The sequence below is a fragment of the Plantibacter sp. Leaf1 genome (assembly GCF_001421315.1).
Lineage (GTDB): Bacteria > Actinomycetota > Actinomycetes > Actinomycetales > Microbacteriaceae > Plantibacter.
In genome coordinates this window covers 1,569,344-1,583,818 of record NZ_LMJX01000002.1, presented here as the reverse complement: position 1 = coordinate 1,583,818, position 14,475 = coordinate 1,569,344, and the positions used below count along the sequence as shown (strand labels likewise).

The following is a 14,475-nucleotide window of genomic DNA, read 5'->3' as shown; positions in this document are numbered from 1 at the left end:
CGGACACCTGTGGCCGAAAAAAGCGAACGTTCCCGACTAACGTGGGGCGGGCGCCTTCGAGATATACCAGCCGACGTCTCGATGGGCGGCAGCCCGAACGGCCCGTGATTCGAGGAGAACGACATGACCGACGGCACGACACCCAGGCACGAACGCGCAGGCGATCGGGCCGAATCCCGCGAGACGATCGGCGACGAGATGCTCGCCGTCCAGGACTTCTCGAGCGAGGAGCAGGGGTACCACAAGACGCTCAAGCCGCGCCAGATCCAGATGATCGCCATCGGTGGTGCGATCGGTACGGGACTCTTCCTCGGAGCCGGTGGTCGGCTGAACAGCTCGGGCCCCGCGCTCATCCTCGTCTACGCACTCTGCGGCTTCTTCGCGTTCCTCATCCTGCGCGCGCTCGGTGAGCTCGTCCTGCACCGCCCGTCGTCCGGCTCGTTCATCTCCTACGCCCGGGAGTTCTACGGCGAGAAGATGGCGTTCGGCGCCGGCTGGTTGTACTTCCTCAACTGGGCCATGACCTCGATCGTCGACGTCACCGCCGCCGCGCTCTACATCAAGACCTTCGGCAAGCTCTTCGGGTGGAAGGAGCTCGAGGACTTCCCACAGTGGGTCTTCGCGCTCGGAGCCCTCGTCATCGTGCTCGCGCTCAACCTCGTCTCCGTGAAGCTGTTCGGTGAGATGGAGTTCTGGTTCGCGCTCATCAAGGTGTCGGCGCTCGTCGTCTTCCTCATCGTGGGCGTCTGCTTCATCGTCTTCGGCGGTCGCACCGACATCGGTGCCGTCGGGTTCTCGGTGATCGGCGACAACGGCGGGCTCTTCCCCGTCGGGGCGTTCGCGCCGATGATCGCGATCTCCGGGGTCGTGTTCGCGTACGCCGCGATCGAGCTCGTCGGGACCGCCGCGGGCGAGACGGCCGAGCCGAAGAAGATCATGCCGAAGGCCGTCAACACGGTCATCTTCCGCATCGCGATCTTCTACGTCGGATCCGTCCTGCTGCTGTCGCTCCTCCTGCCGTACACCGCCTACCAGGCCGGTGAGAGCCCGTTCGTCACCTTCTTCTCGCACATCGGTTCCGAGCAGGCCGGCGCGATCTCGGCCTCGGTCATGAACTTCGTCGTCCTCACGGCGGCCCTGTCGAGCCTCAACGCCGGTCTCTACTCCACCGGTCGTATCCTCCGCTCGATGGCCGTCAACGGTTCGGCGCCCGCGTTCACCGGGAAGATGAGCAAGAACGGCGTACCGTTCGGCGGCATCCTGCTGACGGCGGCGCTCACGCTGCTCGGCGTCCTCCTGAACGCCCTGTACCCGTCGAAGGCGTTCGAGATCGTGCTCGAGATCTCGGCCATCGGCATCATCGGCGGCTGGGCGACGATCATCCTCTGCCAGATCCAGTTGCAGCGGTGGGCGAAGCAGGGCAAGGTCGAGCGGCCGTCGTTCCGCTTGTTCGGCGCGCCGTTCACGTCCTACCTGACGTTGGCCTTCCTGGCGTTCGTCCTCGTCACGATGGGCTTCTCGGAGACCGGGCGGTGGGTGCTCGCCTCCCTCATCATCCTCATCCCGATGCTCATCGTCGGGTGGTTCGCCGCGAAGCCGAGGATCCTGGCGGCGGCGAAGGCCCGGGAGGGGCACACGGGCACCTGGCCCGTGGTCGCCGAGCGGCCTGCGATCGACGCCAACAAGCGGAAGCGCGGTGGCGCACCACGCTCCTAGGGGCACGCACGAGCGAGGGTCGGTCGGCGATCCGAGGTGAATCGCTAAGCGATAGTGATCACTTGGAGCCGGTTCCGAGCATTCCCTTGCACGACGGGATCCGGTTCTGCAGGATGTGGGCAACCTCTTCCGTGCACCACCGGATCCCGTTGGAGTTCCTGTGAACCGTCGTCTCCGTCTCCTCGCCGTCCTCGCCGCCTGCGGGCTCGCCGTGGCCACCCCGCTGAGTGCAGCGGCGCAGGCACCCGCCCCGACACCCGCCGACACCGTCGTCTACGAGCCGAGTGACGCGATCATCGCGAACCCGGAGCGCGGCTTCGACCACACGAACAACACCCACTACTACCCGGAGGGGACGGCGGGCGGCCCGGGCTACACGCCGCTCGACGTCCCGACGCTCGCCGCCTACCGCGAGGAGGGCATCACCGAGCTCGTCCGCGTGTTCTACCTGGAGCGGTTCGTCGCCGAGCCGACGCTCGACCCGGCCTGGCTCGCGCTCGTCCAGGCGGACTTCGACGCCGCCCGCGAGGCGGGCATCTCGATCATCCCGCGCTTCGCCTACCTGGCCGGCGGGGACTGGCCCTACACGCCGCCCTACGGTGACGCACCGCTCGACATCGTGCTCGGGCACATCGAGCAGCTGACGCCGATCTTCCAGGACAACGCCGACGTCATCTCCGTCGTCCAGGCCGGCTTCGTCGGGCTCTGGGGTGAGGGCTACTACACCGACCACTTCGCGGCCGATCCGGCGAACCCGGGCGTCCTCACGGCCGAGGACTGGGCGAAGCGGCGTGCCGTCGTCGACGCACTGCTCGAGGCGGTTCCGGCCGACCGGTCCATCCAGGTGCGGACGATGAGCATGAAACAGAACATCCTGGGGGTCCCGAGCGGCACCGAGGGGGCGATCACCGAGGCGCAGGCGTTCGACGGCAGCGCCATCGCGCGCATCGGTCACCACAACGACTGCTTCCTCGCCGCGCCCGACGACTGGGGCACCTACCTCTCCGACCCGCTGACCCTCGACCAGGACTACCTCGCCCAGGAGAGCGACTGGGTGCCCGTCGGCGGCGAGACCTGCAACGTGAACCCGCCGCGCTCCGAGTGGGAGACCGCCTCGGCGGAGATGGAGCGGTACAACTTCAGTTACCTCAACTGGGACTACCTGCAGGACGTCCTGCAGTCGTGGGGCCAGGAGAACCTCGACACGACCGCGAAGCGCCTCGGGTACCGGTTCGTCATGACGGGGAGTTCGGTCGCCGAGGGCACCCTGTCGCTCACGATCCGCAACGACGGTTGGGCCGCGCCCTACAACAGCCGTCCCGCGTACCTCGTCCTGTCGAACGCCGAGCGCACCGTGCAGGTGCCCTTCGGTTCTGATGCCCGCACCTGGGCCGCCGGCGAGACGGTGACGCTGCAGGCGTCGCTCGCCGACGTGCCGGCCGGCCGGTACGACACCGCCCTCGCCCTCCCGGCCACGCACGAGACGGTCGCGGCAGACTCCCGGTACGCGGTGCAGACGGCGAACGTCGGCACCTGGGATCCGGCGACGGGGCTGAACAGCCTGCAGCGTCAGGTCACGGTCGCGGACGGCGTCGTCATGGCCGAGCCGGCCGCGGGTGCTGCGCCCCGGTTGCCCGACACCGGTGTCGCCGCGGCGCTGCCGGCGGTGTTCGGCGCCGGCGTGGTCGGCCTCGGGGCGTTGGCGCTGATCCTCACCCGGCGTCGCCGGGTCATGGTCGACTGACCCGTCGGGTCGCGGTCGCTCAGCCGAGGGTGGCTCAGCCGAAGATCATCGGTGCGTTGTCGTTCTCCTCGTCGGTGAGCGAGAAGTCGAGGTCGACGACGACGGGCACGTGGTCGCTCGGGCTGTCGCCCTTGCGCTCGTTGCGGTGGATCGACGCTTCGACGACGTGGTCTGCGAAGGCCTGCGAGCCGTAGATGAAGTCGATCCGGAGACCCTCGTTGCGCGGGAACCGGAGCTGCTTGTAGTCCCAGAAGGTGTACCCCTCGGGGACGAACGGCCGAACGGTGTCCTGCAGGCCGGCGTCGACGAAGGCGGCGAGGGCGGCCCGTTCGGGTGCGGAGATGTGTGTGGAGCCCGGCCCGAAGCTCGGGTCGCCGACGTCGGAGTCGAGCGGTGCGACGTTCCAGTCGCCCATGAGGGCCAGGGGCAGCTCGGGGTTCTCGGCGAGCCAGGTGCGGGTGTCGGCCTCGAGGGCGGCGAGCCAGCGCAGCTTGTAGTCGTAGTGGGGATCGCCGACCGCGCGCCCGTTCGGGACGTACAGACTCCAGAGGCGGACGCCGTCGACGGTGGCCCCGATCGCGCGGGCTTCGAGTGGGAGTCCGTCGGCGTCGAAGCCGGGGCCGTCGAGGGCGAGGCTCGCCGGTGGCTTGCCGAAGCCGGGCATGTCGGGGAACCCGATCTGCACGTCCTCCATCGGGAGGCGGCTGGCGATGCCGACGCCGTTCCACTGGCTGAGTCCGTGCAGCTCCACCTGGTAGCCGGCCTTGGTGAAGGCCTCCATCGGGAACTGCTCGGGCTTGCACTTGAGCTCCTGCATCGCGAGGACGTCGACGTCCTCGCGGACGAGCCAGTCGACCACGCGGCCGACGCGGGTACGGATCGAGTTGACGTTCCAGGTGGCGATGCGCATGCCCCAACGCTATCGGTTTCCTTTCTCAGGAGACCCTTGGCGTGTCGCTCGCGGCAGGCTCTGCCACGCCGGCGAGGTCCTGAGAAGGGGCCGGTCCGGTGGAACCGACGGGTGGGCGATTGAGCGGAGGTTCCCAGGGATAGCGACCAGGTGTCGCGTAGCGTCGGTGGGATGACGACGTCCACCGCCGCCACGATCAGCCTGTCCACCGCCTCGACCGGAGGCGACAGCGCCCTCGGAGGCGTCGCCGAATGGGCGGTCGGACTCATGGAGACCCTCGGCGGTCCGGGCGCCGCGCTCGCGATCGCGCTCGAGAACCTGTTCCCCCCGCTGCCGAGCGAGATCATCCTGCCGCTCGCCGGATTCGCCGCCAGCCAGGGCAAACTCGGCCTCGTCGAAGTCCTCGTCTGGACGACCGCGGGCTCGGTGGTCGGAGCGCTCGCCCTCTACGCGATCGGCGCCGTCCTCGGGCGTGACCGCATGCGTCGGCTCGTCGCACGCGTCCCCCTCGTCCACGTCGAGGACGTCGACCGGGTGGAGGCCTGGTTCCAGAAGCACGGCTCGAAGGCGGTGTTCTTCGGGCGCATGCTGCCGATCTTCCGGAGCCTCATCTCCATCCCCGCGGGCGTCGAACGGATGCCGGTCCTGCGCTTCGCCCTCCTGACCCTGGCCGGCAGTGGCATCTGGAACACCATCTTCGTGCTCGCCGGGTTCTTCCTCGGAGAGCAGTGGCACATCGTCGAGGAGTACGCGGGCATCCTGCAGAAGGTCGTCATCGCCGGTGTCGTCATCGCCCTCGGCTTCACGATCTGGAAGGGCGTGAAGCGCTACCGCCGGGAGCGGAGCGCCGCAACGTCGTCCGACGACTGAGGACAGCGCGGACGGTCACACCCAGCGCGGGGTGGTGAGCTCCTCGGGCTCCGGTGCGGTGTGCGAGGCGGCGACGGAGCGCGCCTCGGTGCGGATCGCCTCGAGGACCGTCCGCACGGCGAGCCGCTCGGCGCGGTCCGGGCGGGACAGCGCGACGATCCGCCGGGTCGCGTCGAGCCCGGCGAGCGGCCGGAGGACGATGCCCCGCTCCGGACCACTCGCCGTGAACCGCGGGAGGAGCCCGATGCCGAGTCCAGCCGCCACCATCGCCTCCGCGATGCGGTTGTCGCTCACCCGCTGCACGACGCGCAGCTCCGCACCCGACTCCGCCTCGATGCTGCGGAGCAGGCGGTCGAGCGGATAGCCGACCGGGACGCCGATCCAGGACTCGTCCGCGAGGTCCGCCGGCGTGAGCACCGTCTGGCCGCTGAGCCGGTGCCCGACCGGCAGGACGACGTCCAGTGGCTCGGCGAGCAGCTGCGTGATCCGGAGGCCGCGTCGCACCCAGGTGCGCTCACCGCTGATCGCCTGCGCGATGACGATGTCGAAGTCGGCGGCGAGGTCGGGGAAGTCCTCCAGGTCCGGGTCGCGGTCGCTCACCTCGACGCGCAGGCCGGGGACGGCTTCGAGCGCGCGGAGCGCCGCCGGGACCACCATCTGCCCGAAGGTCGGGAACGTCGCGAGCGTGACCGTGCCGGTCGGGTGGTTGCGGTATTCGTCCCACACGCTCGTCGCGCGCTCGATCGCGACGGCGACATCCGTGGCACTCGCGGCGAGCGCCCGGCCGGCATCGGTCAGGACGAGGCCGCGGCCGCGGCGCTCGGTGAGGGGGAGGCCGGCCTCGCGCTCGAGCACCTTGAGCTGCTGGGAGACCGCCGACGGCGTCCGGTGGGTCGCCGCGGCGACCGCGTGCACGGTGCCGCGGTCGGCAAGTTCACGGAGGAGATCGAGTCGGCGCACGTCCATGTAGCGAGGCTACCGAGTATCGGCAGTATTGTGAGCTTGTCCTTCATCACGAACGGGCGTTTCATAGAAGCATGACCATCTACCTCGGCATCATCGCCCTCCTCGCTGCCAGTGCAGCCGTCGGTTCCGTCGTCGTCGTCAAGCGCGACGGCTACCGTGCCATCCCGGCCCGCACCTACCCGAAGTCCATCTGAGACCTCGCACCCGCCGGCACGTCCGGCGCATCCGACCTCCTCGCGATCCGTCGCCGGGAGGTCGTTCCATGTCCGCCCTCCGGTCAGGCGAGGAAGCCGCGGAGCAGTGCTTCGGACCCGGCGACGTGCTCGGCCATGGCCTGAGCGGCCTCGTCGGGATGTCCGCGCAGGATCGCCTTGACGATGCGCTCGTGCTGCTCGTCGGAGTGGGCGATGTTGACGGCCAACAGCGGGATCCCGTTGAGCAGTTCGTTGACGCGCATGCGTGACTCGGCCACGAGCGGCAGCAGGCTCGGTGCACCGACGAGCTCGGCGATGAGCAGGTGCAGCCGGGAGTCGTGGCGGCGGTAGTCGGCCGGGGCGGCGTCGCGGCACTCGCCGAGCGCCTGCCAGAGTCGCTCGCGGTCGACCCCCGAGAGCTTGCACTGCGCCGCCTCGCGGGCGGCGCCGACCTCGAGGATGCTGCGGAGGACGAGGGTGTCCTCGATCCGGGCGGCCGAGACTGCGACGCGTGCACCCTCGTCGGTTCCGCGCCCGCCGACGGGGTCGTCGTCGGGCAGCTCGTCCATGACGAAGGTGCCGCCGTAGCGTCCACGGCGCGAGGTGAGGTAGCCCGCCTCGGTGAGCGCGGCGATCGCGTCCCGGACGGTGTCGCGACTGACCCCCTGCATGGCGGCGAGGTCGCGTTCGGCGGGCAGGCGCCCACCGGGTTCGATGAGCCCGAGGCGGATCGACTGCAGGAGCCGCTGCACGGTCTCCTCGAACGCGTTGCCGGCCCGGCCCGGGCGCAGGAGGAGTTCCGCGCTCAGCACCTCGGTGCCGTCGTCCCCCTTGCGCGTCTCGCTCATCGGATCAGTCTATTTCCCGCGAGTCGCCGCCCCGCCCGGGCACCTCGTCAGCTCATTCCGGGGTGACGTAGGCCGAGGAGATGCCGCCGTCGACGAGGAAGGTCGAGCCGGTGATGAAGGAGGAGTCGTCGCTCGCGAGGAAGGCGACGGAGGCGGCGAGCTCCTCGGGCTCCGCGAACCGGCCGATCGGGATGTGGACCAGGCGCCGTTGCGCGCGGACCGGGTCCTTCGCGAAGAGCTCCTGCAGCAGCGCAGTGTTCACGGGGCCGGGGCAGAGCGCGTTCACCCGGATGCCCTGCCTGGCGAACTGGACGCCGAGCTCGCGGCTCATCGCGAGGACGCCACCCTTGGAGGCGGTGTACGAGATCTGCGAGGTCGCCGAGCCCAGCACGGCGACGAACGAGGCCGTGTTGATGATCGACCCCTTACCCTGCCGCACCATGTGGCGGATCGCCGCGCGGGAGCAGAGGTAGACCGACTTCAGGTTGACGTCCTGCACCCGTTCCCAGGCCGGCAGCTCGGTCGTCTCGATGGAGTCGTCGTCCGGCGGCGAGATGCCCGCGTTGTTGAAGGCGATGTCGACGGAGCCGTAGGTGTCGGCGGCGGTGTCGAAGAGGTGGTCGACCTGCGCCTGGTCGGTCACGTCGACCTGGACGAAGAGCCCGCCGACGAGCTCGGCGGCCGCCTGTCCGCTGGTGGGGTCGAGGTCGCCGATGACGACGACCGCGCCCTCCGCGGCGAAGCGCTTGGCGGTGGCGAGGCCGATGCCGCTCGCGCCGCCCGTGATGACGGCGACCTTCCCGGCGAGCCGCTGCGTGAGGTCGATGGGGGTGATGGTCATGTGGTGCTCTTTCTGTCTGCCCGCCCTTCGACAGGCTCAGGGACCGGGGTTGGTGCTCAGGGACCGGGGGGTGGTGCTCAGGGAGCGGGTGGTGCTCGGGGGACGGGGTGGTGCGGGTCAGTCGGTGGCGATGAAGACGTTCTTCGTCTCGGTGAAGGCGAGCGGCGCGTCCGGTCCGAGCTCCCGCCCGAGGCCGGACTGCTTGAACCCGCCGAACGGGGTGGAGTAGCGCACGGAGGAATGCGAGTTGACGGACAGGTTGCCCGCTTCGACGGCGCGGGCCGCGCGGAGGGCGCGTCCGACGTCGCGCGTCCAGATCGATCCCGACAGCCCGTACTCCGTGTCGTTGGCGAGGGTGAGCGCGTCGGCCTCGTCCTCGAAGGGCAGCACCGTGACGACCGGCCCGAAGATCTCCTCCCGGACGGTTCGATCACCGCGCTCGGGCGTGAGCACGGTCGGTGCGAACCAGTACCCGGGTCCGTCCGGAGCGCTTCCCGTGAACGCGACGGGTGCGTCGTCGGGCACGTAGGAACGGACGGACGCGAGGTGCGGCGCCGAGACGAGCGGGCCCATCTCCGTCGCGGGGTCGTTCGGGTCCCCGACGACGACGCCCTGCACGGCCGGTTCGAGCAGCTCCATGAAGCGTTCGTAGACGCTCCGTTGGACGAGGATGCGGCTGCGGGCGCAGCAGTCCTGGCCGGCGTTCTCGAACACCCCGTACGGGGCGGTCGCCGCTGCTCGTTCGAGGTCGGCGTCGGCGAACACGATGTTCGCGCTCTTGCCGCCGAGCTCGAGGGTGACCCGCTTCACCTGCTCGGAGGCGCCCGCCATGATCCGCTTGCCGACGGCCGTCGAGCCGGTGAACACCACCTTCCGCACGGTCTCGTTCGTGACGAACCGTTCGCCGACGACCGATCCGCGGCCGGGGAGCACCTGGAACAGGCCCTCGGGGAGCCCGGATTCGAGCGCGAGCTCGCCGAGACGGATGCTCGTGAGAGGGGTCCACTCCGCCGGCTTCAGGACGACGGCGTTCCCCGCCGCCAGCGCGGGTGCGAAGCCCCAGGCGGCGATCGTCATGGGGAAGTTCCACGGGGTGATGATGCCGACGACACCGAGCGGTTCGTGGAAGGTCAGGTCGATCCCGCCCGCGACGGGGATCTGCTGGCCGAAGAGCCGCTCGGGGGATCCGGAATAGTACTCGAGCACGTCGCGCACGTGACCGGCTTCCCACCGTGCCTGCGTGATCGGGTGCCCGGAGTTGACGACCTCCAGGCTCGCGAGGTGCTCGCGGTCGGCGTCGACCGCGTCGGCGAACCGGCGGAGGGCCTGCGCCCGGTCGACCGGTGCGAGCGCGGCCCATGCGCGCTGGGCGACGGCCGCGCGGGTGATTGCGGCGTCGGTCTCGGCGACGTCGAGGTGCTCGACGGTCGTGACGACGTGCTCGTTCGCGGGGTTCAGGATCGTGTGACTCACTGGGCGGTGCTCCTGTCGGTGGTGCCGGTGGTGCCGGTGGTGCTGGGGGTGCGGTCGGTGCCGTCGCGGTGTCGTCGGGCGGCGTCGACGAGGCCGGCGAAGAGGCGTCGGTCGGCGGTCTCCTCCTCGGGGTGCCACTGCACCGCGAGGCCGAACGGCACGTCCGGCAGCTCGACGGCCTCGATCACGCCCTCCTCGGTGCGGGCGGTCACGACGAGTCCGTCGGCCACGCGGTCGATGGACTGGTGGTGGTACACGTGCACGTCGAGCTCGTCGTCGTCCTGGCGGAGCAGGGCGGCGAGTCGCGAGTCGGCGTCGATCGCCACGGTCTTCGGTCCGAAGACGCCTTCGCCGGGCTGGAAGGAGTCGTCGCCGACGACGTCGGGCAGGTGCTGGATGAGCGTTCCACCGAGGGCGACGTTGAGAAGCTGCGCACCGCGACAGATGCCGAGAAACGGCAGCTCGGCGTCGATCGCCGCGGTGAGCAGGGCCTCCTCCCAGGCATCCCGATCCGTGCGGGGTCGACCGGTGCGCGGATGGGCGGCCTGCCCGTACAGACCGGGGTCGACGTCGGCGCCGCCGGAGACGATCAGCCCGTCGAGGCGGGAGAGCACGGAGGCCGCGACCGCGCGGTTCACGGGTTGGGGCGGGAGGAGGACGACGATCCCGCCGGCGTCGGTCACCGCGTCGAGGTAGACCTTGGGGAGGAAGGAGGCGGGCACGTCCCACACGCCGGTCTGCGCCTGCTCCAGGTAGGTGGTGACGCCGATGAGCGGAGCACTGGAGACCGGCGCCTCCGAAGCCGCCGCGGTCACCTCGGGGCCGTCCTGGTCAGAGGCGCTCAAAGCCGCGCACCCGTTCCCAGTCCGTCACCGCCGCGTCGAAGGCGGCGAGCTCCACCTTCGCGAAGTTGAGGTAGTGGTCGACGACCTCGTCACCGAAGGCCTCGCGGGCGATCGTCGACTGGGAGAACAGCTCCGCCGCCTCCCGCAACGACGTCGGCACGCGTGGGGCGCCGCCCGTGTAGGCGTTGCCGGTCGTCGCCTCCTCGAGTTCCAGTTCGTTCTCGATCCCGTGCAGTCCGGCCGCGATGAGCGCGGCGACCGCGAGGTACTGGTTGACGTCACCGCCCGGCACCCGGTTCTCGACGCGCATCCCGAGGCCTCGGCCGACGACGCGCAACGAGCACGTGCGGTTGTCGTGACCCCAGGCCACCGCGGTGGGGGCGAAGCTGCCGTCGACGTAGCGCTTGTAGGAGTTGATGTTGGGCGCGAAGAACATCGTCAGTTCGCGCATGGCGGCGATCTGCCCGGCGAGGAAGTGCCGGAACAGCTTCGACATGCCGTCGGGGGCGTCGGGGTCCGCGAAGACCGCCGAGCCGTCCTCGCCGCGGAGACTGATGTGGATGTGGCAGCTGTTGCCCTCGCGCTCGTCGAACTTCGCCATGAACGTGAGGCTCTTGCCGTGCGCGTCCGCGATCTCCTTCGCGCCGTTCTTGTAGATGGAGTGGTTGTCGCAGGTGACCAGGGCGTGGTCGTACCGGAACGCGATCTCCTGCTGGCCGAGGTTGCACTCGCCCTTGACGCCCTCGCAGTACATCCCCGCGCCGTCCATCGCGTTGCGGATGTCGCGGAGCAGGGGCTCCATGCGGGTGGAGGCGAGGATCGCGTAGTCGATGTTGTAGTCGGTCGCCGGGGTCAGCTTCGTGTAGTCCTTCGCCCAGGCCTCGCGGAAGGTGTCGTCGAACACGAGGAACTCGAGCTCCGTGCCGACGAAGGGGACGAGTCCGCGTTCGGCGAGCCGTTCGAGCTGGGCGATGAGGATCTGCCTGGGGGAGGCGACCACGGGGGCGTCGTCGAGCCACTGCAGATCGGCGGTGACGAGGGCCGTACCCGGGAGCCAGGGCACGTGACGGAGGGTCGAGAAGTCGGGGATCATCGCCATGTCGCCGTAGCCGCGCTCCCAGCTCGACATCGCGTAGCCGTCGACGGTGTTCATCTCCACGTCGACGGCGAGGAGGTAGTTGCAGCACTCGGCGCCGTGTTCGGCGACGTCCTCGACGAAGAGCCGTGCCGAGACGCGCTTGCCGACGAGCCGCCCCTGCATGTCGGTGAAGGCGAGGATGACGGTGTCGATCTCCTTCGCCGCGACCGCGGTCGTGAGCTCCTCGAGCGTCAGGTTTCCTGAACGTGGGTGCATGGGAGCTCCTCGTGGGTCGGGGACCCGCCGTCGGTGGTTCTGCAGCGGCGGAGAACTGAAAGGTCGCGAACTCGACCATTACATCACAGCATCCCCGGGACGCGAAGGAGTTCTGCGGACTGAATCTGTCACAAAGGTATGTACATGCGACCATTGCAGGTCCTATAGTCGGGCCAACCGATCTGAGGACGTTGTGCGGGCCCGACGAGCGCGCAACCCGAGCGAACAGGACCTGTCGATGGCCAACGAAACGCGCAAGATCTCCGGGGTGACCTACACCGCGGCCGGTGAGGGCTACTTCGAGAAACGCAGCTTGAAACGATCCGCCGGCGTGTGGGGGCTCTGGGGCCTCGCCGTCGCGGCGGTCATCTCCGGCGACTTCTCCGGCTGGAACTTCGGCATCGACTTCGCCGGGTTCGGCGGCATGCTCATCGCCTTCATCATCCTCGTGGCGATGTACTACGGCATGATCTTCTCCATCGGGGAGATGGCGGCGGCCATGCCCCACACGGGCGGCGCGTACTCCTTCGCGAGAGCGGCGATGGGTCCGCTCGGCGGCTTCGTCACCGGACTCGCCGAGACGATCGAGTACGTCGCGACGACCGCGGTCATCGTGTACTTCTCGGCCTCCTACGCCGACGCCATCACGAGCGAACTCCTGGGCTTCTCGATGCCGTCACCGGTCTGGTGGGCGATCCTCTACATCGCCTTCATCGCGTTGAACTCCGCCGGCGCGAGCATCTCCTTCCGCTTCGCGATCGTCGTCTCGATCATCTCCATCGGCATCCTCCTCGTCTTCTCGGCGATGGCGGTCTTCTCCGGACAGTTCGCATGGGCGAACCTGTTCGACATCGCCCCCGACCCCGGGCAGACGGAGTTCCTGCCGCACGGCGTGCTCCCGATCCTCTTCGCCCTGCCGTTCGCCATGTGGTTCTTCCTCGGCATCGAGGAGCTGCCGCTCGCTGCGGAGGAGTCCCACAACCCGGCGCGCGACATCCCGAAGGCGGGCTTCTGGGCTCGGGGCACGCTCATCGTCACGGGTCTCCTCGTCCTGTTCCTCAACACCGGCGTGATCGGCGCCGAGGCGACGGGGACCGCGGGCGAACCGTTGCTCGACGGCTTCCGGGCCATCGTCGGTGACGGTGCCGCCGCCGTGCTTGCGCTGTTCGCGCTGATCGGCCTACTCGCGTCGCTGCAGGGCATCATGTTCGCCTACGGGCGCAACATGTACTCGCTGTCCCGCGCCGGGTACTACCCGCGCTTCCTCTCCCTGACGGGGAAGCGCCAGACCCCGTGGGTCGCGCTCGTGGCCGGTGCCCTCATCGGGTTCGTGGCGCTCCTCATCGTGGAAGCGGCCGGTGGGTCGGGCGGTGTGGCCGGGGCGATCGTGCTCAACATCGCCGTCTGGGGCGCCGTGCTGGCGTACCTCATGCAGATGATCGCGTTCCTGCTGCTCCGGCGGAAGTTCCCGAACGCGAAGCGCCCCTACCTCAGCCCGTGGGGCGTGCCCGGCGCGGTCATCGCGGCCGTCATCGCCGCGCTCATCTTCGTCGGCTTCCTCCTCAACCCGACGTTCCTGCCAGCGATCATCGCCATCGTCGTGGTCTACGTCGTGATGCTGGTCGCCTTCGCGGTCTGGGGGCGCCACCGCCTCGTCATGTCGCCGGAGGAGGAGTACGCGGTCTCCGGTGGTCTGCACGGCGACCCGGAGACCGAGGGCTACGGTGGCGCGACCGAGGCCGGACTCCTCGCGACCGATGCACCTGAGCAGCCGGGGTCCGGCCCGGCGCGTTGACCCCCGGCTCCGCCTCACCATCGCAGGACGGTGGCGGGGTGGCCGCACCGAGCCCCGGCGAGTCGAGCCCGACACGCCGGGGCTCTCCTGCGTCGAGGACATCGAATGCCCCCATCCGGGCGACTGCGGCGAGGGGGGTCACAGCTTGTAGACTCGTCGGCGTGACGGACGCACGAGCTCAGCTCATTGACCACATCTCGGCGGAAGCCGTGTTCCACGGTGACTTCACCCTGACGAGCGGCAAGAAAGCGACGTACTACGTCGACCTCCGCAAGGTGAGCCTCGACCACCGCGTCGCGCCGCTCATCGGCCAGGTCATGATCGACCTCATCGCCGACGTCCCCGACGTCTTCGCGGTCGGCGGACTCACCATGGGAGCCGACCCCGTCGCCGCCGCGATCCTGCACCAGGGCGCTGCACGCGGCCTGACGTACGACGCGTTCGTCGTCCGTAAGGAGCCCAAGGACCACGGCCGCGGCAAGCAGGTCGAGGGCCCGGACCTCCAGGGCAAGCGCGTGATCGTCCTCGAGGACACCTCGACCACGGGCGGCTCGCCGCTCAAGGCCGCCGAGGCGCTCGAGAAGATCGGTGCCGAGGTCGTCGCGGTGGCCGTCGTCGTCGACCGCGCCACCGGCGCCCGCGAGATCATCGAGGCCGCCGGCTACCAGTACCTGGCCGCCATCGGCCTGGAAGACCTGGGACTCGCCTGATGTCCGGCGACGGGACCGATCGCGGCGGCTCCGGCCTGCCGGACGATTCGGCGGACGGAACCGACTGGCTCCTGTCGCAGCTCGACGCCGACGACATGGAGGCGATCGAGACCCAGCCGGACGACGAGGACGATCGGCCGTCCGCGCCCCCCGTTGTCGCCGACCCCGCCGCCGTGCCGGCCGAAGCGCCCGCACCGGCCGAGTCGGCC

Annotated in this window: 14 protein-coding genes; 7 read left to right on the top strand and 7 right to left on the bottom strand. The window is 69.7% G+C overall.

The genetic code is table 11. From position 1 onward, the window contains the following. The first annotated feature begins 123 nt into the window (after positions 1–123). Both ASE44_RS09640 and ASE44_RS09635 read left to right on the top strand, forming a co-directional pair. Positions 124–1,716, top strand: a complete 1,593-nt coding sequence (locus ASE44_RS09640) for an amino acid permease (RefSeq protein ID WP_056008937.1) — start codon at positions 124–126, stop codon at positions 1,714–1,716. A gap of 160 nt (positions 1,717–1,876) precedes the next feature. After that, positions 1,877–3,460 carry a DUF4832 domain-containing protein gene (locus ASE44_RS09635; RefSeq protein ID WP_157579843.1) on the top strand — a complete coding sequence of 528 codons (1,584 nt, stop codon included), beginning with the start codon at positions 1,877–1,879 and terminating at the stop codon, positions 3,458–3,460. A gap of 34 nt (positions 3,461–3,494) precedes the next feature. Here the strand turns inward: ASE44_RS09635 and ASE44_RS09630 are convergent, their stop codons facing one another. Further along, on the bottom strand, positions 3,495–4,370 hold the full coding sequence (locus ASE44_RS09630) for an exodeoxyribonuclease III (RefSeq protein WP_056779255.1): 876 nt from the start codon (positions 4,368–4,370) through the stop codon (positions 3,495–3,497). 171 nt (positions 4,371–4,541) lie between these two features. Between ASE44_RS09630 and ASE44_RS09625 the strand changes: the two genes are divergently transcribed. Then, complete coding sequence (locus ASE44_RS09625; protein WP_082455929.1) at positions 4,542–5,240, top strand: DedA family protein; 699 nt, start codon at positions 4,542–4,544, stop codon at positions 5,238–5,240. Between the two features lie 15 nt (positions 5,241–5,255). Here ASE44_RS09625 and ASE44_RS09620 read toward each other — a convergent pair whose 3' ends face one another. Next, on the bottom strand, positions 5,256–6,206 hold the full coding sequence (locus ASE44_RS09620) for a LysR family transcriptional regulator (RefSeq protein WP_056779253.1): 951 nt from the start codon (positions 6,204–6,206) through the stop codon (positions 5,256–5,258). A gap of 71 nt (positions 6,207–6,277) precedes the next feature. On the opposite strand from ASE44_RS09620, the gene ASE44_RS19045 reads away from it, so the two are divergent. Beyond that, entirely contained in the window at positions 6,278–6,400 is a 123-nt protein-coding gene (locus ASE44_RS19045; protein ID WP_255353622.1) for a hypothetical protein, read from the top strand. An 83-nt stretch (positions 6,401–6,483) separates the two neighbouring features. Here the strand turns inward: ASE44_RS19045 and ASE44_RS09615 are convergent, their stop codons facing one another. The 5 genes from ASE44_RS09615 to ASE44_RS09595 form a co-directional block, all read right to left on the bottom strand. Beyond that, the gene (locus ASE44_RS09615; RefSeq protein WP_056008928.1) at positions 6,484–7,248 is read right to left on the bottom strand and encodes a FadR/GntR family transcriptional regulator; all 765 of its coding nucleotides are present in this window, start codon (positions 7,246–7,248) and stop codon (positions 6,484–6,486) included. Positions 7,249–7,300: 52 nt separating this feature from the next. Beyond that, positions 7,301–8,089, bottom strand: a complete 789-nt coding sequence (locus ASE44_RS09610; RefSeq protein ID WP_200921041.1) for a 3-oxoacyl-ACP reductase — start codon at positions 8,087–8,089, stop codon at positions 7,301–7,303. A 117-nt stretch (positions 8,090–8,206) separates the two neighbouring features. Then, complete coding sequence (locus tag ASE44_RS09605) at positions 8,207–9,562, bottom strand: aldehyde dehydrogenase (protein ID WP_056008924.1); 1,356 nt, start codon at positions 9,560–9,562, stop codon at positions 8,207–8,209. Further along, positions 9,559–10,407 (bottom strand): gamma-glutamyl-gamma-aminobutyrate hydrolase family protein, encoded by an 849-nt coding sequence (locus tag ASE44_RS09600; protein WP_082455928.1) that lies wholly within the window; start codon positions 10,405–10,407, stop codon positions 9,559–9,561. The genes ASE44_RS09605 and ASE44_RS09600 overlap by 4 nt, the downstream gene beginning before the upstream one ends. Continuing rightward, entirely contained in the window at positions 10,394–11,761 is a 1,368-nt protein-coding gene (locus ASE44_RS09595) for a glutamine synthetase family protein (protein ID WP_056008918.1), read from the bottom strand. The genes ASE44_RS09600 and ASE44_RS09595 overlap by 14 nt, the downstream gene beginning before the upstream one ends. Before the next feature lie 238 nt (positions 11,762–11,999). On the opposite strand from ASE44_RS09595, the gene ASE44_RS09590 reads away from it, so the two are divergent. The 3 genes from ASE44_RS09590 to ASE44_RS18680 form a co-directional block, all read left to right on the top strand. Next, a complete protein-coding gene (locus ASE44_RS09590; RefSeq protein WP_056781021.1) occupies positions 12,000–13,556 on the top strand; it encodes an amino acid permease in 1,557 nt (518 codons plus the stop codon). Positions 13,557–13,717: 161 nt separating this feature from the next. Further along, positions 13,718–14,266, top strand: coding sequence for an orotate phosphoribosyltransferase (gene pyrE, locus ASE44_RS09585; RefSeq protein ID WP_056008912.1), 549 nt, complete (start codon positions 13,718–13,720; stop codon positions 14,264–14,266). Continuing rightward, the coding region (locus ASE44_RS18680; protein WP_200921039.1) for a hypothetical protein at positions 14,266–14,475 on the top strand (210 nt) is incomplete at its 3' end. The genes pyrE and ASE44_RS18680, both read left to right, overlap by 1 nt.

Coding starts and splice junctions, on each gene's coding strand:
- ASE44_RS09640 (WP_056008937.1), top strand. CDS start 124: ATGACCGACGGCACGACACCCAGGCACGAACGCGCAGGCGATCGGGCC.
- ASE44_RS09630 (WP_056779255.1), bottom strand. CDS start 4,370: ATGCGCATCGCCACCTGGAACGTCAACTCGATCCGTACCCGCGTCGGC.
- ASE44_RS09625 (WP_082455929.1), top strand. CDS start 4,542: ATGACGACGTCCACCGCCGCCACGATCAGCCTGTCCACCGCCTCGACC.
- ASE44_RS09620 (WP_056779253.1), bottom strand. CDS start 6,206: ATGGACGTGCGCCGACTCGATCTCCTCCGTGAACTTGCCGACCGCGGC.
- ASE44_RS19045 (WP_255353622.1), top strand. CDS start 6,278: ATGACCATCTACCTCGGCATCATCGCCCTCCTCGCTGCCAGTGCAGCC.
- ASE44_RS09615 (WP_056008928.1), bottom strand. CDS start 7,248: ATGAGCGAGACGCGCAAGGGGGACGACGGCACCGAGGTGCTGAGCGCG.
- ASE44_RS09610 (WP_200921041.1), bottom strand. CDS start 8,089: ATGACCATCACCCCCATCGACCTCACGCAGCGGCTCGCCGGGAAGGTC.
- ASE44_RS09595 (WP_056008918.1), bottom strand. CDS start 11,761: ATGCACCCACGTTCAGGAAACCTGACGCTCGAGGAGCTCACGACCGCG.
- ASE44_RS09590 (WP_056781021.1), top strand. CDS start 12,000: ATGGCCAACGAAACGCGCAAGATCTCCGGGGTGACCTACACCGCGGCC.